Raw genomic sequence first — 20,973 nt, 5'->3', positions numbered from 1 at the left:
CCTCTAATAATTGATTGAAAACTTAATTGCCTTACTCAGGATTTGGAGGCAAAGGCAGGTCTTTTTCAACATCTGGTGGAGCCGGGTCTGAGCCGCTGGAAATAATGTAATAGATCACCCCAGCCACAACGGCTGTTAAAGGAAGTGCCTTAATCCAGGTGGGCGTCTTTCGTTGAATAATAAAAGTATTACTATAGGCAAAGTTAGATGGATTATCCACACTGCTTAATTTGTATTTGTAGTTTTTGCCAGGCTCCAGATTCAACGGTATTGCCCATTGTAAGGAACCTTTATTAGGCGTGCGGTTAATCTCAAATACCCGGGCTGTGTCATTAAACAATTCAAGTTGTAAATTTTCGTTGGCAATTGCCCCGAGCCAGGTTACCTTATAGGGTTTGCCACGTTTATGCAGGGAGTTCCGTTGCGGAGAAGTAAATCGCATAGGAGAGTAGGTAAGGGTAGCCCGGACTTCAATGGTTACATCCCCGTCAAAGTTAGAAAGCTCTTTTTTAGTACCCCATTCGATTACTTTGTTAGGGCCAGGTTTCATATTTTCGCCTAAGTCGCCTTTTACTTGTGTCAGCGGCCTCTCCATGCCATTGTGCGAACTATACACAGACACTGTGAACAATTGCCCGCTAATAGTACCTAACAAATCATAGGTAATAATAACAATATTGCCTCTGGCTTGTGCCCGTACATTACTTACCCGTTGAGCGGAAACAAAAGGAATAGTTACCAGAAAGAAAAATAGGAAGTGGAGGTAGAATTTCATTGTATCATAGATAATGTGTTATATACCTTCTACTGTAATTACACAACGTTCACTTACTGGTATCTGATAGCTGGCTAAGAACGGTTTAACGAAGATCCGGCATGTACTGTTGTTAAGAAAACAAATGACAGATGCCCGGCTGAGTAAGTCATAAGTAACTCATTCTGTTAATAAGAATAAAAGTGTATGGTCAACCGGCAACGTATATAGTAGCTGCTATAAGCCGCCTTCTGTTTCTACCACAAGGTATTTGGAAATACTCCAGAATTTTTGATAATCCACTATTTTTAGAATAGTACGGCCACTGGCTTTTACAAAATAATACGATTCAGCCGGATGGGTAGTAATCACAGTTTTTTTATCGATCACCCCCAGGTCCACTTGCTGAATCTCCTTCATATTACCCTTCTTAAACTTTTCCACATCAAATTTACTCGCCAGTTTAAACGATTTTCCGGCTCCTAATACGCCTCCTTCCTTCCGTACTATTCCATCCTCAGACAATTTGTCGCGGGTGCCAAAAGAAATGTAAACCGTGTTCATAGCAGCTTCTTTTTCATCAATCAGGCGTTGCTTATCACTGATTTCTGCATTTTTTGTATTGATTGTGAACATGAGTTCTTGCCGGAGATTGGTAATGGTACTCATCAACGACTGAATTTGCTGCTCTTTCTCTAATACTGTATTTTTTTGTTGGTTTACCAGGCGTGTAAGGCCGATACTTTCATTTTTGGTGTTTCTCATCTGTACTTCCAACTGATTTACCTTCTGCCGGTTATCATCTACATATTCATCAATTTCTTTAATGAGTTGGTTGATTTTTTCTTCTTGTTTAATACCTCCCACACGGCGCAAACTGTCAATAACCATTTCGTTGCGCCGGATGGCAGCCAGGTTACTTTCAATTTCATTCATAGACGAAGTAATATCATCAAGCTCCTTATTTTTTAATTTAATCTGATTGATCAGCGAGTCATTCTCCTGAAGCAATGAATTTAGTTGACTGTCCTCTGGTTTCCTGTTCTCTGTGCATCCGATCAACAGGGTAAAACTCAACAAGCCAAAGAGTGATTTTTTAATAAAATTATACATGGATGTAGGCGTATTGTCTTAAATAATTAAATAATGGAAGTTACGTATCTAAAAAATAGCAGAAGATAATAAAACCGTTTTGAATAAATGGGTTTGACTGTGATTTATACGTTTTTAGAGCTAATTACTTGTACAAACACGTGTTTTGACATTTACAAATTTACAATAAATAATCAAGAAAGTGACAGCATGCCAGAGGAATTGCTAAATAAGCACTTCATTTATTACACAAGTGGTTACCTGTCCTCTAGCTGATTATTCTTTATCCATCAGAAGTTAATTATATTCGTTGACACTAACAAATGAATCTGGCTAGTGGTAATTAGCTTACACTTCTTAGGTTTGTTAAAGACAACTAACGAAAGCAAACCCAAACTTTTGGCATCATTTACCCATAGGGCGACACTGGTAAGTTTTACTAGCCACCGATAATTGCATAACAAGTATAGAGTCATTTAGCTAATTAAGGAGATTTTATTCAGTAACTTAACACTGATGAATACGGAGGCGGAGGTAATTTTAACGAGAATAGCAGACCTGCATTATAAATTTGCAGCGCTTGACACCTTATCGAGTGAATTGCTGGATACCATGTTGGCGTATGCCTGTGAGCTTACCGCCAGCCATTCTGCTTTTCTATCGCTGGTTATCCGCAAGCCCTATCAGGAGCCAGAGCTGAGCACGCTTGCAACCAGAAACTTCGCTTGCTTACCCAATAAAGAATCTGTCTTCTCAACTAATGGGGTAGAAGCAGAAGACACAATAGATGCCTACGGGAGTCATTTTATTCAGAACCTGGCCACAGAGGTTTTGCTCACTCAGCGTCCGGTAATCCACAATGATCCTTACCACTGGCAACATCTTCCTTCTTACGCATCAGCTGGTATACCTAATTTTCTCAGCATTCCCCTTGTTTTTAAAGGAAAAGTAATGGCTGTGATGGGATTAGCCAACAGCAAAACCAGCTACTGCCAGACAATGCTAACCAGGCTTTCTCCCTTTATTAGTACTTGTACAACGCTGCTCAGTAGCAGTAACTTGCTGGAGGAAGTTTTTCCGGGAAAGGAAGCTCTATTTTCACCCAAAGCCTGCAACCGGGCTGATAAAATAGAGCAAACCATAGCAGACTATCCTTTGGCCAACGTACAACCTTTTGAGCCTGCCTACTTACTGGAAACCGTTAGGACACTTAAAGAAAGAGAAAATCAGTTACGGGATATTTTTAATAATGTAAGCGATGTTGTCTGGTCGGCTTCTCTGGATGATTCTGTGTTGTATTATGTTAACGAGGCTTGCTTAAAGCTTTACGGGTATCCATCCAGCAGTTTCTATACAGATCGCTTGCTTTGGTTTAAAGTCATTCATCCTGAAGATGCACCGCGGGTACTTGCCAACCACGATGTATTGCTGAAAAATGGATATATCGGCCACGAGTACCGAATTATTCTGCCAGATGGTGAAACAAAATGGGTGCTGAACCGGGTATGGATTATCAAGGATAAACAAGGTAAACCTGTTCGTATGGATGGCATCACTAAAGATGCTACAACCAGACGTAAAGCGACTCAGCAGCTGGAAGAAGCTTTAGCCAAAGAACATACTCTGAATCATCAGCTAGTAATGAGGGAGGCTGTGCTAATTAAGCATGAAGAAGAGTTAAAGCTGGTAAATCAACAATTATGTGAAACTGTTGAGCGGCTGAAAAAAAATGAAAAAGCGCTGCGGAGAGCACAGCAACTGGCAAAAGTGGGGAATTTTGAATGGAATTTGCTCGAAAACAGACTTGATTTTTGTCAGGAAATAGCAGTGGAAGCAAGCAAACACTTTGCTAGTTTGTTGGCAAAAAAAGATGCAGCTTGTTATCTGGCATTGGTTCATCCGCATGATAAAGGAAAAGTAGACGGGTTTGTAAACAACGTTTTGTCAGGCAAAAAATCTGGGGGAAAAATACAATACCGGCTCATTACTTCTAAACAGGAGATAAAACATATTGCCGTATGTGTAGATACGGTGGAGAAAGATTCGTCTGGAAAGGTAGTGAAGTTATCAGGTATTATTCAGGATGTTACCAGCACGATGCAAGCCTTCCACCGCTTAAAGGAAGAAAAAAACAGGTTTGAGTTAGCCTTATGGGGTGGCGACCTGGGCTTGTGGGACTGGGATATTACTACCGGCTTTGTTTCCTATAATAAACGTTGGGCGGATATGCTGGGATACGCTCTCGATGAAATAGCTCCAACTGTAGATAGCTGGAAAAATTTACTACATCCCGATGATGTAGAAAACATGCTTATGGTTGTGCAAGATCACCTGGATGGAAAAACACCATCTTTTCAACTGGAACACCGGTTAAAAAGCAAAAGCGGAGATTGGGTATGGGTATTGGATAGTGGAAAAGTGGTACGGTGGGATGCAGAGGGCAAGCCTTTACAAGCAGTTGGCACACATAAGGATATCACTGCAAAAAAACTTGCAGAGGAGGAAGTACGCAAACTGGCTTTGGTTGCCCAGAAAACTGAAAACGGAGTAATTATTACAGATGCTGAGGGAGTAACAGAATGGGTAAATGAAGGGTTTACCCGCATTAGCGGCTATTCATTCGAAGAAATTAAAGGGAAAAAACCTGGGTCTGTATTGCAAGGCCCGGAGACCGATCTGTCAACGATAGACCTGATGTACAAGCATATCAGTCAGGGTAAGGAGTTTCACACAGAAATACTTAATTATACCAAATCCGGTAAAAAATACTGGTTGCGGCTGGATGTGCAACCTATTTTTGATACGAAAGGGCGGTTACAGCGGTTTGTGGCTATACAAACAGATATCACCAAACGTAAGGAGGTAGAACAACAACTAAATTTTCAGGCCAATATCCTTAAAAATGTGAAGGATAGTGTCATTGTAACCGATATGAAGGGCAACGTGATTTACTACAATCAAGGTGCAGAAGCTATATTTGGTTACTCAATTGATGAAATGCTTGGGAAAGATTTATCGGCTATTTATCCGACCACCCTGGATTTAACCAAATGGCGAAGAAATATTGATCAGCTGCGTAATGGCAACCCATTTGAAGGGGAATGGCAGGCAAAAAATAAGAAACAGGAATTGATATGGGTAGATGTTAGTACAACCCTATTTATGGATGAATCTGGTGAACCAGTGGGATTAATTGGTGTGTCGAAAGACATTACCGATAGAAAAAAAGCAGAGGAAGACCGGGAGTTACTCATAAAGAACCTGACCAAGTTTGCTTTTATGACAGCTCATAATTTGCGCGGACCTTTGGCCCGTATACTTGGATTAGTTTCCATCTTTAACCAACAAGATGCGACTGACCCGATCAATAAATTGATTTTAGATAAACTGCAGGTTTCAGCCCAGGAGCTGGATACCGTTATTTTCAAGATGATTGAGATGGTAAATCTGCGCGAATTGAGGTAATAGAAATTTTGTCAGGAGATTTTTCTGAAAATTTTAGCATTCAAATCATAAATAGCAAATTTTTGTGTGTCGATAAAGGGCATCAACGCATCATAGAAGCCAATTATTAGATAGCCTCCTTCCTTTAAATTCTGGTGAAATTGCTCTAAAAGTTTCGTTTTGGCTTTGCTGTCAAAATAGATCATGACATTCCGGCAAAAAATAATGTCAAATTTATGATCCATTTTTTCCATCACCAAGTTGTGATTTTTGAATTGTACGTGTGCAGTTAAACTTCTGTTCATACAAAAAGCATCTTCCTGCAGTGTATAATAGTGGTGAAAAGGGTGGATGGTCTGGTAAACTGTAAAGTTGCGGGCATAGTCCTCTAATACGCTTAAATGGTATTTGCCCTCCTGTGCCTGCCGGATAAATGTTTGGTTGAGATCAGTAGCCAGGGCAGAGGTTTTGTGCTGAAGCTGCATGTCTGACAACACAATCCCCATGGTATATACCTCTTCCCCTGTAGAACAGCCAGCATGCCAGATATGGATGTTTTCCTGTTGGGAAAACTGGTTCAAGACCGAGTTTTTTAACGTACTCCACAAAACCGGATCACGAAACATGGCAGTCATGCCAACGGTCAGTTCATCTATAAAAGGATAAATAAAATCTCTTTCTTTGAGTAACTTATTCCAAAGCTCTACCACCGATTCTACGTTAAAGACAGTGATTGCCCTGGCTATTCTTCTTTTCAGGGAACCGGTTTCATACGATGTAAAATCAATGCCATACCTGGTGAGGATAACACGGATAAGCGATTGTAACTCGTCGTCGGTAATGTCTACCACTGAATTTTAGAACAACTAAAGATGAAGGCCAAATTTTATATACTTGCTGCCAAATTACTTAAGCAGACAGGCTTTGCAGCTGGGTAGCTGTATTGGAAATACGGAATATATAACTGATCATAGCCGTGATATTCAAAACCAGACAAATATTGCCGTTGCCCAGAATCGTGACGCCACTTATGAATTTTACTACATCTACTGGTTTGGCAAGTGGTTTTTCGATAATTTCTTTTTGCTGCAAAAGCTTATCTACTACTAGGCCAACCCGTCGGTTATGGTAGGACACAATAATAATAGATAATTTCTCATCGGGCGAAACTCTATCGAAACTAGTATGAAAAACTCCTTCCCGGCTGTGGTGGGAGTAATCATTTAGCGCGAATAAGTCTTTCAAAAAGACGATAGATATTGTTTTACCCAAATGCGTTGCTACCAGCCCATTTCCTACTTTGTGTATATCTTTTTTGTATAAACAACCTACTGCTTCAGTGTAGGTAAGTGGTATAGCATATTCCGTTCTGTCTAACTCAAACAAAAGGGTGCCTTTTACTGCCATAGATGAAGGCAAAGAAAGTTTAATAACTGTACCCTGACCAACTTTAGTAAACAGGCTGATATTGCCTCCTACCGCATCTATGGCTTTTTTTACTACATCCATCCCAACACCCCTTCCGGAAATAGACGTCACCTGATCGACACTGGAGAACCCGGGCTCAAAAATGTACATGATACAATCCATTTCAGATAGCTGGCTGGCAGCCTCTTTGCTAATCAACCCTTTTTCAATAGCCTTTTTCCGGATAATTGTATGATCTATGCCTTTGCCATCATCCTGAATTTCGATAATCACTGAATCTTTATCGGTACTGGCCCGCAGCGTGACTGTACCTGTTTCAGCTTTTCCTGCGTTTAAGCGTTCAGCCGGTGTTTCTATTCCATGCCCTACTGAATTACGAATGAGGTGAATTAAAGAATCACTGATGATCTGGAGAATGTTCCGGTCTATTTCTGTATCGGTTCCTTCTAGTTTAAGCGAAACCTTTTTATTTTCAGAAGCAGCCGCATCGCGCAAAACACGGTGGAATTTATTGAAAAGAAAACCTACCTGTACCAGCCGGACATCCATAACAGAGTATTGCAGATCGGATGAAATCCGTTGCAATCTGGAGTATTCATTTTTGCTGAGTTTTCCCATGTGCATGGCTACCAATCTATCCCGCTCAATGGTAAGCTCACTTACCAGATTGAGCAGATTATCCAGTTTTTTCACTGGCACCTGAACCAGGTCAGAAAAAGTAATTTGCGCGTCTACTTTTTCAGTATCGGGTTTTTCAGTTTCCTGGTTACCGATTGTACTTTCTTGCGGTAGTATCTTTTGTTCAACCCCTGGTTCTATTGTAGCAGTAGTGGCCCCTGTTGTGGCTGTAAGTGGTGCAACCCTTTCCTGAACATGTACTGGTGCAAGAGTTGAAGGTGAATCAGTAGCTTTAGTAACTAAGGTATTTTTACCGGATCTAGCTTTTGTCTTTATAGGCTGTTCAATAGGTGCAATGGGGGAAATAACTTCATTATTTTCAGTAGCTTTCCGTATGATAACCTCTAGTTTAGCTTTAATGCCCTGATACCGTACAGGCTGCCCCGTTTTTAGTGAATTAATAAGTGCTCCCAGTGTATCTATAGCTTTAAAAAGATCATTGAAAATAGTTGCATCTACTTGGAGCTTCCCAGACCTAATCTCATTAAACAGGTCTTCCAGGGTGTGCGATAGTTTGGTAATATCTTCAAAACCCATCCCTGACGCGTTTCCCTTCAACGTATGAGTGATTCTAAATAAGGCATTAATGGCATTCTTATTCGAGCTGTTTTTTTCCAGTTCTGTCATTAGCCTGTTTAGCTCTTCATGGTTTTCCAGGGCTTCTGCCAAAAATAGTTCTTTGTATTCTAGTTCTTTTGAGTCCATCTGGGATTTATCTTTCATTTACAAACAACCTACAATAAAGGCAGGAATATCTTCTAAGGCGATTGATTTTCGGGCTGCTCCGATTTCCACTACACTTTTAGGCATACCATATACTACGGATGATTCTTCATCTTGGGCAAGTGTATAGCCTCCGGCCTCATAAATGGCTTTCATGCCTTCTGCACCATCTTTTCCCATTCCGGTTAATAGTACCCCCAACGCTTTGTTTTTATATACCTGAGCTGCTGAGTACATTAAACAATCTACCGAAGGGAAATTAAATTCTTTGTATTCTCTGGTTGTAAAACTAAAGAAAGGAAGTCCGGTACGTATATCTTTCGTAACTAAAGTATTGCTATGCCCAGGGGCCAGATAAATTGTACCATCTGTGAGAGGTTCGCCTTTTTCGGCTAGTTTTACTTTCAAAGCCGTAAGGCTATCCAGGCGTTTAGCAAACGAATCCAGAAAACGTTCGGGCATATGTTGGGCAATAACTACAGGTACGGCTAGTTTTTCAGGAAGTTTGGTTAAAATATACTCAATAGCTCCCGGGCCTCCGGTAGATGAACCCATACAGATTATTTCATAATTTAACTTACCCGTTTCCGGCTGCCTTGGAGTAGTAACTTTCCTGGCTTTTCTTAATTGCTGGACATTGGCTTTGCTTGCCTCTTTTACCGCTTTAATTAACAGCGTATTGACTTCACGTATCCCGGATACCAGTTTTCCTTTGGGCTTATCTATAAAATCTACAGCACCTTCATGCAGCGCATCAAAAACTTCAGGATCGGCTCTGTCCAGGCTGCTTAATACGATAATAGGGGTTGGAGCCTGTTTCATGATGTTTTTCACCGCATAGATACCATCATAGTGAGGCATTACCAGATCGGTTACTACTACATCGGGTTTGTATTTGACCGTTTTTTCAAAGCCATCTTTGCCATTTTCAGCCGTATCAATGATTTCAATAGCTGCATCCGTCCGTAGGATATCAGAAATTATCAAACGCATCAACCCTGAATCGTCTATCAGCAATACTTTAATTTTTTCTTCAGGCATGATGGAGTATGATGCACACAGTGAATTAAGTAAATGTGTAATAAAAGTATATCCGTAGGTAGTTGCCGGGGAATCCTCTTATTTTTCTATGGCATGTGCTAATTGCTCAGGCGTAAACGGCTTTACGATGTACGCATGTGCACCCATGCTCATGCCTTGTTCAATAGCTGAATCCTGGCCTACAGCACTGATGAGAATTACCCTACAGGATAGACCTTCCTGCTTATATACCTTCAATATATCTGTTCCCTGCATATCCGGAAGAATATTGTCCAGGGTAACTACATCCGGATTTAAATCCATGGCCATATCAATAGCTGCTTCGCCGGTAGCTGCTTCGCCGGCAATTTCGTATCCCTGTTTTTCCAGAATATCTTTAATTACAGCTCTCATGAATTGAGAATCGTCTACAATAAGTATTTTTTTTGCCATTTCCGTAATGGATTAAATAGTATAATTGTCTTGATTGGTTAAAATTTGAACACTTCCGGTAGACGTATTGAATATGATCTTTCTCCCTGTAAGTCCGCCAATATCACATCCGGCAAGGTAAATTCCCATTTTTCGTAAGATGGTACAAACGGCTATACTGTTTTGTTTCCCTACATCTAACCGGGAAAAATTACCAATATTAGCTCCTCCGGCTATTTTTGCCCGTAATGTATTTCCAGATGAACCCATAACCTTGAGCCGTTCTACTAATGTTTCGATGGCATAATCTGCATAATGCAGTTTTGAGTTGATGGTATTACCAGGATCATAAAAAGGCAACGTGATATGTGCACCTCCTCCAATTTTCGCAACCCGGTCGTAGAGAAAAACGCCCATACAAGAGCCAATGCCATAACAAGTGACCAGAGCAGGTTCAGCACTAACTCTTATTTGTCCCATCTCCAAGGGAATTTCGACGATGTTTTGTGCCTGTGTTCTAATCATGACTGTATTCCGGCATATAAGTTCTTGCTATAAACCAGTACTTATTTACCAAGCGATTGAGCTAATTCCTGCTTGTTCATAATCTGATAAATATCAATCAGAATAATTAGCCTGTTATTAACTTTGACAATGCCTTTTATATAATTGCTGTCTTGCTTATCGTCGTGAACAATACTTACTGTTTCATCAATATCCGCTTTGGATACAGATAAGGTATTGGGCACTTCTTTTACTAGGATACCTATTTTATACTCTTCACTGGCCACTACCAGGGTGTATTTTCCAACTACAGGTGAATCAATCGTTTTATCACTGATCCCGAATTTTTCTTCCAGATCCAGGATGGCTATAATATTGCCGCGGATATTGGCTACACCTTTGATGTAGGGAGCTGTTTGGGGCATCCGGGTGATGTTAGGGGTTAGCACGACTTCTTTTATCTGGTCTATGGCTAATCCATATTCTTCTTTCCCTAATTTGAATACAATCAGTTGCGTGCGGCTATGTTTTGCTGCTTCTGCTGACACAGGTTGTTTCGTTGGTACGGTTTCTTGTAAGTTCATATGCATAGAAGGCTTTCACCGTTACACCCTATTTTTTCAACTTAAACTGGCTAACACCGGCCTGTAATTGCACAGCTACCTGTGATAACTTCACACCTGAGTCTGTAATTTCATTCATACCCTGATTCAGCTGTTGTGAAGAACTTGCAACTTGCTGGGCACCAGCGGCTGTTTCTTCTGCTACGACTACAATTTGTTCTATATTTCTGACTACTGAGCTAATGGATGTTTTCTGCTCTGAGGTAGCTTCCTGTATTTCTTTGGAATAATCAAAAGTCTCGTTACTGGATTTGGCTATTTCCTGGAAAATAATCTCAGCTTCTTTAGAGGCATTATCTCCCTGCTTTACACTACTTTGCATGGTTTCAATAGCTTTCCCTGCAGCATTGGTATCTTTCTGAACGTCTTTAATTATTTTTTCTATATCTACAGCCGATCTTCTGGAATCTTCTGCCAGTTTCCGGATTTCTTCGGCTACTACAGCAAAGCCTCTGCCTGCATCGCCAGCCCTAGCGGCTTCGATGGCTGCATTTAAGGCAAGTAAGTTTGTTTGGGCAGCAATATCTGTAATTACATTTAACGTTCTGGCTATTTCCTCTGCCCGCTGTGTAAGAATATCAATAGATCCGGATGTTTTTTTCGCAGAATCACCAATTTCAGACATATTTTCCAGCAGCCGTTTCATAATTTTCATTCCATCGTCGCAGCCTTTTTGCCCTTTTTCTGCTGCTTTATTAATTACATTGGCTTTTTGCTCCATAGTATTGGCTGATTTTAATACGCCCTCAACCAATTTGGAAGAAGCATCTGTTTTAATAGCTTGTTCCTGTGCTCCTTTAGCCATCTGAGTAATAGCCGAAGCTACTTCTGTGGTATTGTTTTTCATGCTTTCATTCTTCTTCATCATCGTATTAGAAGAAGTAGCAATAACATCGGAGCTTACACCTATGGTAGTTAACAGTGTATTCAAATTGCTGATAGCTTTGTTCAGCGACTGAGCCATATTCAGAATATCTCCATTGACTTTCATTTCAAAAGCGTTCGTCAGGTCACCTTTGGCCATCTCTGAGATAATGCGGTTGAATTCCAGTACTGGCTCAGAAAGGGAGGCCAGTAACAGATTAATAGAGTCTACCAGAACTTTCCATTCGCCATCCGTAGTTTTCAAATTCAGGCGTGCATTCAATTTTCCTTCTTCTCCGGCGGCTTTTGTTACCTGGTTTACTTCACTGATAATCGATTTTAAGGTGTTGCGTAAAGAATTTAAATCTTCAATCACATTCAGTACATTGGCATCTAAGGATAGGCCGGCAACGTTCATTTGAGCATTAAAATTACCTTGGGTAAGTTCCTGAATAAAGCTTACCGCCTGGTCGAAACCTAATTTATTTATCCGTTCTTTCTCTTCCTGTTCTTTCTGGGCAGTAATATCAAAACGGACACCAATGTATTTAACAGGCCGGCCGTTTTCCCCCAATACCGGGGTGATGGTAGCCGATACCCAATAATGCGACCCGTCTTTGGCCCGGTTCTTGACTTCGCCCCGCCACACTTTTCCTTTTACTATCGTAGCCCACAGGTCATCGAAGATAGCAGCAGGCATATCCGGATGGCGGACAATACTTTGTTTTTTACCAATCAGCTCTTCCCGGGTGTATTTAGCCAGCCGGCAAAACTCATCGTTGACAAACAGGATGTTGCCTCTTAGGTCTACTTCTGATACTATGGCTGCATTGTTTAGAGCAGAAATCTGGCCGTTCAGTTCCAGTTGTCTGCGCGACATTTCTTCCTGCGTTGCCTGCATTTCTTCCATGTTCTGGCGTATCTCTTCTTCCTGAGCCTTATTTTCCTCACTTGCCTGCTGAGCTTCCAGAAGCATATTTTTTATTCTTTCTTCCTGTTCTTTCTGGGCAGTAATATCAAAACGGACACCAATGTATTTAACAGGCCGGCCGTTTTCCCCCAATACCGGGGTGATGGTAGCCGATACCCAATAATGCGACCCGTCTTTGGCCCGGTTCTTGACTTCGCCCCGCCACACTTTTCCTTTTACTATCGTAGCCCACAGGTCATCGAAGATAGCAGCAGGCATATCCGGATGGCGGACAATACTTTGTTTTTTACCAATCAGCTCTTCCCGGGTGTATTTAGCCAGCCGGCAAAACTCATCGTTGACAAACAGGATGTTGCCTCTTAGGTCTACTTCTGATACTATGGCTGCATTGTTTAAGGCGGCTATCTGGCCTTGCAACTCAAGTTGCCGCTTATCCATTTCCACTTTAATTGCTTGCGTCTGTTCTTCATTCTGACGCAAAATTTGTTGTTGAGCTTCTATCTGCTCTGCGGTATGTTCTATGGTAATTTCTGTTTTTTTCAGTTCAGTAATGTCTGTAACAAATTTTATTACCTTGTAGGGGTTGTTTCGTTCATCCATAACAACATTGTATGTTGCCTGTATCCAGATAGTGCTTCCATCTTTGGCAATTCTTTGAAACTGCCCACTATTGAATCCACCTTTTTGAAGCTGTGCCCAGAATTGTTTATATTCTTTACTTTTTGCTTGTTCTTCTGTACAAAAAATCTGGTGATGTTTGCCCTTTATTTCTTTTAGCTGGTAACCAAGTATCTGTAGAAAATTATCATTTGCGGTAAGTATTCTACCATCCATTGTAAACTCTATGACAGCCTGAGATTTAATAAGAGCTTCCATCGTTTGCAAGTACTGGGTATCTGCTTGTAAGGATAATACTTCTACAGACTGGCTAAGCTTTTTTGGCTTATTTTCCTTACCAGTTGGCGCAGGTACCTGATCAATTTTCTTTTTGCTTGTTAAAGCCATATTGTTAATAATTTATCGGATGAATTTTTTTGCGTATGAAAAGCAAATTTGAATTAGTGCAATAGTAAAAAATGGTATGTATTTACTTATCAGTTAGCTAGTTGACTTGGCTGTTAATGAGTTATTTCACTTGTAAAAACAAACTTGGTAATTGTTAAAAATAAGTCAACCTCAATGTGCTTTCAGTCTGGCCAGTTAGGAGGATCAAATCAAGGTTTGCGAAAGTATTATTTCTTCCAAAGTGTAAACCATGAGCAATATCCATATGGTTAAGCGTTTGACGGAGAGACATCTAATTGTATATGGTTAGTAAATAGTTTCAATTTATCGGGAAGTACCCAATTCTTTCCAGAGTAGTGGGCTAATATCCTACATGCGTAGGGAAGGAAACATTAGTTACCGGCGATTGAGTTTACCATATATTTTATAGGAGAGGAGGGGAGCTAGCTAGCTTATTTTTCCAGGCTTAATTCAATAATTTTACAGCATTCAATTGATCTGCAGCCTTACTTATTAAAATTTTCAGGAATAATTTACTAAAACAAACTATATAGATTATTCAGTCTTCTTGTAAATCAAGCTATTATCAGTGTTGCCCTATCTAAAAAATTACATGCAGAGGTAACAAGCTAATGAACTTTTTATAACTACATCAGTTACTTTTTCTTTTACACACCTAGGAAAACAGGATAGGCAAACATAAAAAAGCACTACCTCCATGGATGAGATAGTGCCATACCTTGCCAAAAAGGGTATTAGATGGAAGAGAGTAGTTGTTTCAATACAGCCTGTGCAGCCCAAACCCGGTTTCCGGCCTGGGGAATAACAATAGAATTAGGGCTATCGAGTACTTCATCCATCACTACTACATTCCGGCGTACCGGAAGGCAATGCATAAATTTCGCATTATCGGTAAGCTTCATTTTTTCGGCATTTACCGTCCAGGCGGGGTCTTTAGATAATATTTGCCCGTAACTGGTATACGAAGACCAGTTTTTTGCATAAATGAAGTCGGCTCCCTCAAAAGCTTGCTTCTGATTATAGGTTACTTTGGCATTGCCCACAAATTCCTTATCTAGTTCGTAGCCTTCCGGATGAGTAATAACAAAGTCAACTTGGGAAGCATTCATCCATTCTGCAAAGGAATTTGGAACAGCCTGAGGTAAAGCCTTTGGATGAGGAGCCCAGGTTAACACTACTTTAGGCTTTTGTTTCGTTTTGTACTCCTCTATTGTAATTACATCAGTTAATGACTGTAAAGGATGACGCAGGGCCGATTCCAGACTTATGATGGGTACACCTGCATATTTTACAAACTGGCTGATTACTTCTTCCTGTATATCTTTTTCTTTATCTGTTAAGCTGGCAAATGACCTTACGCCAATTATATCACAGTATTGACCAATAACAGCAGCCCCTTCTTTTACATGTTCGGCTTTATCGCCGTCCATAATGGCACCATCCTGCATTTCCAGCCCCCAGCTGTCCTGGCTTACATTCATCACCATTACCTCCATCCCCAGATTTTGGGCGGCTTTTTGTGTGCTGAGTCTTGTCCGTAAACTGGCATTAAAAAAGAGTAATCCCAGAGTTTTGTTTTTACCGAGTTGCTTATTGGCGAAAGGATTTCTTTTCTGAGATAATGCCTCATTCACTAATATGGGTAGGTTGGGAACATCTTTAACTGACAAAAACTGTTTCAATGGATGATAACTGATTTAAGGTGAATGTAAATAGCCTGCTGACGGTTAGTAAAAATAAGTTAAACCAAGGTTTTGGCAGATACAATTTTTCCAAAGCTTTCCAGAAAAAGGTCCGCATCTTCCTGCTTTAGGGCTAACGAAGGTAATAAACGGATGGTATATTTTCCAGAGGCACCTGTAAAGATATGATGCTCAAACAGCAGTTTCTTCCGTAGCGTATCTGCGGGTTCTTCCAGTTCAATCCCTATCATTAAACCCCGGCCTCTTACTTCTTTTACTCCAGGCAAAGATTTAAGTTGTTCTGACAGATATGCTCCTGTTTGTTTAGCATTGGCCATCAGGTTCTCCTCCTTAATAACATCCAAAACAGCTATTCCTGCCGCACAAGCCAGGTGATTGCCCCCAAATGTGGTACCTAGCATGCCATGTACAGCTTTAAACTTCGGGTGAATAAGCACTCCGCCAATAGGAAAGCCATTTCCCATACCTTTAGCAGTTGTTATCAGATCCGGATCTATGCCTGCGTATTGGTGAGAGAAAAATTTACCTGAACGTCCGTATCCGCATTGTACACTATCCAGAATCAATACTGCACCATAGGTATCGCATAGCTGACGGGCTTTTTGCAGGAAAGATTCTGAAGCAACATTTACTCCGCCTACTCCTTGAATGCCCTCGATAATTACTGCACATATTTCTTCATTCATAGCCTGTTCAAGGGCAGCTTCATCGTTAAATGGCAGAAATTGCACATGATCGGTTGCATTTACAGGAGCTATAATAGTTTTATTGTCAGTAATAGCTACGGCGCCAGCGGTACGTCCATGAAAAGCTTTCGAAAAAGCAATTACTTTTTTCCGGCCATTGTGGAAGGAGGCTAATTTTAAGGCATTTTCATTCGCTTCAGCACCTGAATTGCACAGAAACAACGAATAATTCTCATACCCGGACAACTCACCAAGTTTTTGAGCCAGCTCCTCTTGCAACGATATTTTAACGGAATTTGAGTAAAACCCAATTTTATTTAATTGATCGGTCAGTTTTGCCACATAATGCGGGTGAGCATGGCCTATCGAAATAACGGCATGTCCGCCGTATAAATCCAGGTATTTGTTACCTTCTGTATCCCACACATAACTTCCCTGTGCCCGCACCGGTTCAATAGTATATATAGGATAAACATCAAATAAATTCATAGATAAAAGGTGGGTAGAATTGGCAAACAATTGAAAACAAAGTGAATAGAATTAAAAACCTACGGCTTTAAGCCCTAAGCCAGTACGTTCGTCTAACCTGCTAATCAAGTTCATATTTTGAACTGCCTGACCGGAAGCCCCTTTAACCAAATTGTCAATGACGCTGGTTATGAGTAACTGATCTTCAACTTTTTCCAGGTGAATAAAGCATTTGTTGGTATTTACTACCTGCTTTACGTCTATGGGTTGTGCACTAACATAAGTGAACGGATGCTTGCTGTAGTAATCCGAATACAATTCTTGTGCGTCCTCTAAGGTTAAATCGGTGGAAGTGTAGCAGCTGGCAAAAATACCTCTGGTGAAACTTCCCCGGTAGGGAATAAAGTTTATTTTGTTAGAAAACCCAACTTGTAGCTGCCTTAAGCTTTGCCTGATTTCTTTTAGATGCTGATGGGTAAATGCTTTATAAACAGATATATTGCCATTTCGCCAGCTGTAATGAGACGTATTACTTAAACTTTGCCCGGCTCCGGTAGACCCTGTAATGGCACTAATGTGCACATCTGTCTTCAGGAAATGTTCTTTAGCCATGGGTAATAAAGCCAGTTCAATACAGGTAGCAAAACAACCCGGATTCGCAATTTTGCTGGCACCCATTATTTTTTCCCGTTGCAATTCTGGCAAGCCGTATACAAAGCCATGGCTTTCGTCCCGGAAATCCTGACTCAGGTCTATAATTTTGGTACTGGCCGAAACCTGATGTTGTGATAGAAATACACTTGATTCTCCATGGCCCATACACAAAAACAGAATATCCACGGAGGAATGGAATTGGTCAGTGAAGGTGAGTTCCGTTTCTCCCAGTAAATCGGAGTGAGCTGAATATACTGGTTTACCGGCCTGGCTTTTGCTATGCACAAAAGTGATGTCTACAGCCGGATGATGCAGTAATATACGAAGTAATTCACCGCCAGTATAGCCTGCACCCCCAACAATACCAATCTTTTGGAGTTTGTTCATTTACAGATACTTAATTAAAAAAATACAAGAATGCTAAATAACCAGATGTGCTATTGTTTGACACAAAATAGGTTACTCATTCTCTTTAGAAATTTTGCTGTAAATCATTGCCTGATTGGAGAGTATTTTAGAAAACCCTCTCACATCTTCTCCAGACCATGCGTTGTTCATTTCCCCATAACTTCCAAACTTTGCTGACATCAGGTCGAAAGCGGATTCTATGCCTGTTACATAAAATCTGTAAGGGGCCAATTGTACGTGTACTATACCAGTTACATGCGTTTGTGTATCTGTCAGGAAGGTTTCAATATTACGCATCACCGGGTCCAGGTACTGACCTTCGTGCAGCAAATTGCCATACCAGTTGGCCAGTTGTTCTTTCCAGTACAACTGCCATTTAGTCAACACATGTTTTTCCAGTGTATGGTGTGCCTTAATAATTATCAGCGGTGCAGCTGCTTCAAAACCTACCCTGCCTTTAATACCAATAATGGTGTCGCCCACATGAATATCGCGGCCGATAGCAAAAGGTGCAGCCATTTCGGTGAGTTTTTTGATAGCCTCTACCGGATTGCTGAATTGTTGTTCATTAATGCCTACTAATTCTCCTTTTTCAAAATGCAACTTTACTGATTGAGGCTCTTGTTTGGTAAGCTGAGTAGGAAAGGCGGATTCAGGTAAATACCCATGAGATGTTAGCGTTTCTTTCCCGCCAACCGAGGTACCCCATAATCCTTTATTAATCGAGTAAGCTGCTTTATGCCATTCCTGCTGTACGCCCTTTGCTTTTAGGTACTCAATTTCCTGTTCTCTGGATAGTTTATTGTCGCGAATAGGAGTTATAATTTGTACATCCGGAATAAGAATACGGAAAATCATATCAAAACGGACCTGGTCGTTGCCAGCGCCAGTGCTGCCATGAGCTACATACTCCGCTCCTATATTTTTAGCATATTCGGCCACGGCCATTGCCTGGAAAGCCCTTTCGGCACTTACAGAAAGTGGATATGTATTGTTTTTAAGAATATTGCCAAACACCAGATATTTGATACATTGCTGATAATATACATCTGTTTGGTTAACCGTGAGATGTTTGGCAACTCCCAATGAAATAGCTTTCGCTTCAATTTGTTGTAGTTCTTCCGCTGAAAAGCCTCCGGTATCTACTAATATCGAATAAACTTCCAGGCCTTTATCTTCTGATAAATATTTTACACAGTAGGAGGTATCTAATCCTCCGCTAAAGGCAAGTACTACTTTTTGTTTTCCCATTCTTACTAAATTATACAGATTTTAGTGTGATATATAAACTCGATTTATTGATAAACTTTTTCCCGTACTTCTTTGGCAGGTTGTGGCTTTTCTTTAGCCATTTGTGATTTCTGGCTTCTGAGCAATACCCGTTTTTTCAACCGTAACCATCTTTCGTACAGGTTAGACTTTTTTACAAAGTTTTGTAACTGCTGTTCTTTTTTGGCTCCTTTTTTCTCATCCGCCGGATCGTATAGCATACCAGTGCAAAGGCAATGCTTGTGGTTGGTACGGTTTAGAATATCGTAATTGACACAACTGGAGCAGCCTTTCCAGAAAGCTTCATCATCTGTCAGTTCAGAGAACGTAACTGGCTTATATCCTAAGCTTGAGTTAATTTTCATAACAGCCAGACTGGTAGTTAAGCCAAATAATTTGGCCTGCGGGTATTTTTTACGGGAAATCTCAAAGGCTTTTTCCTTAATGCTTTTGGCAATGCCACTTTTACGGTGATCGGGATGTACGATTAAGCCGGAATTAGCCACAAATTTGCCATGTCCCCAGGTTTCAATATAACAGAATCCCACGAACTCGCCAGAGCGGGTAGTAGCTACAATAGCTTTTCCTTCCAGCATTTTCTGTATTAAATAATCAGGAGAGCGTTTGGCAATACCAGTTCCTCTGGCTTTTGCACTTTCTTCCATATGACGACATATTTCCTCGGCCAACTCTAAATGGTTGTAATTGGCTGACTGGACAATGTAATCGCTCATTTTCTGTATATCGGGTTGTTTAAATGTAAATACTAATTGAAGAATGTAAATGTATCTGAAATCGTAGCACACACTTCTGCCTAAGACGTTAGCATGCAGGATATTCAAGAAAATTTTGGTGAAGAAGTTTGCCACGTAGGCAAAACGATATGTGTTAGTTCCGCAGAAGCGGCAACCTAAACCTGAAAGGGGTAGTATGGAAAAAAGTTTCTGTCAACTTTTGTAATACTTTATAATAGTGAGCGCAAATATTAAAATATAATTTTACTAAACAAATACCTTACCATTATTTTTATTTTTGCTTTTGTAAGATACCGGAATTATCCATCATTTATTTGCTACACTTCATTAACAATAACCTGACTAAATAATTCAATTAATGATTATTTTTTTTAATTATCTACCTGTACGGATTTTTTCAAGCAAAGTTGAGGGAGAGGTGCTTGCACTGCTACTGGATAGTAGATGATGAAGGTAAACTCAATAAGGAATTCCTAATTTCCGGTAAATGAAGCTGAGCAGCCAGGCAGGTCCAATCAACAGAAATTGAATGTCTTTAAAAAAGGATGGCTTTCTGCCTTCTATTTTGTGGCCAATAAACTGGCCAATCCAGGCCGCAACAAATATAATCAGTGAAACCGCCCACAAAGGTAAGGGTGCATATTGCAAAATTAAATAGTTGCCTGCCACAATCAGTGTTGCAATCAGTAACATACCGGCAAACATGCTGAACGATAAACGTAAGTAAAAAAGTAAAGCAAAAGCAAGAAAAATAGTGCCCCAATTGATAAATTTAGCAAAGTATGAAGGAAACAGATTGCTTAAAAAGGCAGATGGGATAGACCACAATAAACCAATGATACTGAACATAATAAGCGGTACACACACCCAATGTACTAGCTTATTCGTGTGATTCTGATGACTTTCCCCATATTCCGATAGCCACTGTTCAGTTGTTTTCATATTTATAAACCTTGTGTTGATACAATTTAATATAAGATAAACACAATGTCAATAGGTATACAACCTGCAACAGGATGCTTGTGGTGAATATAGTCATGGAAAATAGGAAACAATAGGTTAGTCTTCCGGATAAGGAATAAACACAATATTGGTAAACTCCACATCTATGACAAACAAACAACAGTACTCGTCCGGGTCTTTATAGGCTTGTTTGAAAACTTCCTGGTCTTCCACAATTTTCCGCTGAATAAATTCATCCAGATACGACACATAAAAGTTCCAGTTCAACTGTACTTCAAACCGGCTGATTAAAATCTGGCCAACCGGGATATGTACTTTGGAAATAGGGAAGATAGGATAGTCAGAAAAGCCTCTTTTGCGGATCTGGTAAGATGCTTCTTTCAATGTATCGGATACTACAGCAAAGTCTTTAGTAATGGTACCAAGGTATTTGCCATTCAGTTCTGGGTCGTTATGCATAAGTCAACTATTGGAGCATGGGCAAATTTAGGCAATAATTAACACTATCAATACAAACATTACATTAGCCTCAACTAAGCAAATTGAAA

Annotated in this window: 17 protein-coding genes; 1 reads left to right on the top strand and 16 read right to left on the bottom strand. The window is 40.3% G+C overall.

Annotated features, from left to right (window positions below):
* Positions 1–31: 31 nt before the first annotated feature.
* Complete coding sequence (locus tag Q0590_RS10585; protein WP_302037496.1) at positions 32–775, bottom strand: Ser-Thr-rich GPI-anchored membrane family protein; 744 nt, start codon at positions 773–775, stop codon at positions 32–34.
* 216 nt (positions 776–991) lie between these two features.
* On the bottom strand, positions 992–1,867 hold the full coding sequence (locus Q0590_RS10580; RefSeq protein ID WP_302037495.1) for a Cbp1 family collagen-binding glycoprotein adhesin: 876 nt from the start codon (positions 1,865–1,867) through the stop codon (positions 992–994).
* A 495-nt stretch (positions 1,868–2,362) separates the two neighbouring features.
* On the opposite strand from Q0590_RS10580, the gene Q0590_RS10575 reads away from it, so the two are divergent.
* Complete coding sequence (locus tag Q0590_RS10575) at positions 2,363–5,311, top strand: PAS domain-containing protein (protein ID WP_302037494.1); 2,949 nt, start codon at positions 2,363–2,365, stop codon at positions 5,309–5,311.
* Between the two features lie 11 nt (positions 5,312–5,322).
* Here Q0590_RS10575 and Q0590_RS10570 read toward each other — a convergent pair whose 3' ends face one another.
* From Q0590_RS10570 to Q0590_RS10505, 14 genes are all read right to left on the bottom strand, one after another.
* The gene (locus tag Q0590_RS10570; protein ID WP_302037493.1) at positions 5,323–6,141 is read right to left on the bottom strand and encodes a CheR family methyltransferase; all 819 of its coding nucleotides are present in this window, start codon (positions 6,139–6,141) and stop codon (positions 5,323–5,325) included.
* A 58-nt stretch (positions 6,142–6,199) separates the two neighbouring features.
* The gene (locus tag Q0590_RS10565) at positions 6,200–8,119 is read right to left on the bottom strand and encodes a chemotaxis protein CheA (RefSeq protein ID WP_302037492.1); all 1,920 of its coding nucleotides are present in this window, start codon (positions 8,117–8,119) and stop codon (positions 6,200–6,202) included.
* On the bottom strand, positions 8,120–9,160 hold the full coding sequence (cheB, locus tag Q0590_RS10560) for a chemotaxis-specific protein-glutamate methyltransferase CheB (RefSeq protein WP_302037491.1): 1,041 nt from the start codon (positions 9,158–9,160) through the stop codon (positions 8,120–8,122).
* Between the two features lie 78 nt (positions 9,161–9,238).
* The gene (locus Q0590_RS10555) at positions 9,239–9,592 is read right to left on the bottom strand and encodes a response regulator (protein ID WP_302037490.1); all 354 of its coding nucleotides are present in this window, start codon (positions 9,590–9,592) and stop codon (positions 9,239–9,241) included.
* Between the two features lie 12 nt (positions 9,593–9,604).
* A complete protein-coding gene (locus tag Q0590_RS10550) occupies positions 9,605–10,096 on the bottom strand; it encodes a chemotaxis protein CheD (protein ID WP_302037489.1) in 492 nt (163 codons plus the stop codon).
* Between the two features lie 41 nt (positions 10,097–10,137).
* The gene (locus Q0590_RS10545) at positions 10,138–10,659 is read right to left on the bottom strand and encodes a chemotaxis protein CheW (protein ID WP_302037488.1); all 522 of its coding nucleotides are present in this window, start codon (positions 10,657–10,659) and stop codon (positions 10,138–10,140) included.
* Between the two features lie 28 nt (positions 10,660–10,687).
* On the bottom strand, positions 10,688–13,498 hold the full coding sequence (locus tag Q0590_RS10540; RefSeq protein WP_302037487.1) for a methyl-accepting chemotaxis protein: 2,811 nt from the start codon (positions 13,496–13,498) through the stop codon (positions 10,688–10,690).
* A 755-nt stretch (positions 13,499–14,253) separates the two neighbouring features.
* Positions 14,254–15,201 carry an N-acetylornithine carbamoyltransferase gene (locus Q0590_RS10535; protein ID WP_302037486.1) on the bottom strand — a complete coding sequence of 316 codons (948 nt, stop codon included), beginning with the start codon at positions 15,199–15,201 and terminating at the stop codon, positions 14,254–14,256.
* Between the two features lie 59 nt (positions 15,202–15,260).
* On the bottom strand, positions 15,261–16,397 hold the full coding sequence (locus Q0590_RS10530) for an aspartate aminotransferase family protein (RefSeq protein WP_302037485.1): 1,137 nt from the start codon (positions 16,395–16,397) through the stop codon (positions 15,261–15,263).
* 51 nt (positions 16,398–16,448) lie between these two features.
* Positions 16,449–17,417, bottom strand: coding sequence for an N-acetyl-gamma-glutamyl-phosphate reductase (gene argC / locus Q0590_RS10525; protein ID WP_302037484.1), 969 nt, complete (start codon positions 17,415–17,417; stop codon positions 16,449–16,451).
* A 72-nt stretch (positions 17,418–17,489) separates the two neighbouring features.
* Positions 17,490–18,689 carry an argininosuccinate synthase gene (argG, locus tag Q0590_RS10520; protein ID WP_302037483.1) on the bottom strand — a complete coding sequence of 400 codons (1,200 nt, stop codon included), beginning with the start codon at positions 18,687–18,689 and terminating at the stop codon, positions 17,490–17,492.
* A 44-nt stretch (positions 18,690–18,733) separates the two neighbouring features.
* A complete protein-coding gene (locus Q0590_RS10515) occupies positions 18,734–19,441 on the bottom strand; it encodes a GNAT family N-acetyltransferase (RefSeq protein ID WP_302037482.1) in 708 nt (235 codons plus the stop codon).
* 480 nt (positions 19,442–19,921) lie between these two features.
* On the bottom strand, positions 19,922–20,404 hold the full coding sequence (locus Q0590_RS10510) for an Mpo1 family 2-hydroxy fatty acid dioxygenase (protein ID WP_302037481.1): 483 nt from the start codon (positions 20,402–20,404) through the stop codon (positions 19,922–19,924).
* Between the two features lie 117 nt (positions 20,405–20,521).
* The gene (locus Q0590_RS10505; RefSeq protein ID WP_302037480.1) at positions 20,522–20,884 is read right to left on the bottom strand and encodes a hypothetical protein; all 363 of its coding nucleotides are present in this window, start codon (positions 20,882–20,884) and stop codon (positions 20,522–20,524) included.
* Positions 20,885–20,973: the final 89 nt, after the last annotated feature.

It is taken from the genome of Rhodocytophaga aerolata, assembly GCF_030503435.1.
GTDB classification, from domain to species: Bacteria; Bacteroidota; Bacteroidia; order Cytophagales; family 172606-1; genus Rhodocytophaga; species Rhodocytophaga aerolata.
This window is presented reverse-complemented; position numbering and strand designations above follow the sequence as displayed.

What these genes read in the sequence shown, in the direction of transcription:
- Q0590_RS10585 (WP_302037496.1), bottom strand. Translation starts at nt 775, where the DNA reads ATGAAATTCTACCTCCACTTCCTATTTTTCTTTCTGGTAACTATTCCT.
- Q0590_RS10580 (WP_302037495.1), bottom strand. Translation starts at nt 1,867, where the DNA reads ATGTATAATTTTATTAAAAAATCACTCTTTGGCTTGTTGAGTTTTACC.
- Q0590_RS10575 (WP_302037494.1), top strand. Translation starts at nt 2,363, where the DNA reads ATGAATACGGAGGCGGAGGTAATTTTAACGAGAATAGCAGACCTGCAT.
- Q0590_RS10565 (WP_302037492.1), bottom strand. Translation starts at nt 8,119, where the DNA reads ATGAAAGATAAATCCCAGATGGACTCAAAAGAACTAGAATACAAAGAA.
- cheB (WP_302037491.1), bottom strand. Translation starts at nt 9,160, where the DNA reads ATGCCTGAAGAAAAAATTAAAGTATTGCTGATAGACGATTCAGGGTTG.
- Q0590_RS10555 (WP_302037490.1), bottom strand. Translation starts at nt 9,592, where the DNA reads ATGGCAAAAAAAATACTTATTGTAGACGATTCTCAATTCATGAGAGCT.
- Q0590_RS10550 (WP_302037489.1), bottom strand. Translation starts at nt 10,096, where the DNA reads ATGATTAGAACACAGGCACAAAACATCGTCGAAATTCCCTTGGAGATG.
- Q0590_RS10545 (WP_302037488.1), bottom strand. Translation starts at nt 10,659, where the DNA reads ATGAACTTACAAGAAACCGTACCAACGAAACAACCTGTGTCAGCAGAA.
- Q0590_RS10540 (WP_302037487.1), bottom strand. Translation starts at nt 13,498, where the DNA reads ATGGCTTTAACAAGCAAAAAGAAAATTGATCAGGTACCTGCGCCAACT.
- Q0590_RS10530 (WP_302037485.1), bottom strand. Translation starts at nt 16,397, where the DNA reads ATGAATTTATTTGATGTTTATCCTATATATACTATTGAACCGGTGCGG.
- argC (WP_302037484.1), bottom strand. Translation starts at nt 17,417, where the DNA reads ATGAACAAACTCCAAAAGATTGGTATTGTTGGGGGTGCAGGCTATACT.
- argG (WP_302037483.1), bottom strand. Translation starts at nt 18,689, where the DNA reads ATGGGAAAACAAAAAGTAGTACTTGCCTTTAGCGGAGGATTAGATACC.
- Q0590_RS10515 (WP_302037482.1), bottom strand. Translation starts at nt 19,441, where the DNA reads ATGAGCGATTACATTGTCCAGTCAGCCAATTACAACCATTTAGAGTTG.
- Q0590_RS10510 (WP_302037481.1), bottom strand. Translation starts at nt 20,404, where the DNA reads ATGAAAACAACTGAACAGTGGCTATCGGAATATGGGGAAAGTCATCAG.
- Q0590_RS10505 (WP_302037480.1), bottom strand. Translation starts at nt 20,884, where the DNA reads ATGCATAACGACCCAGAACTGAATGGCAAATACCTTGGTACCATTACT.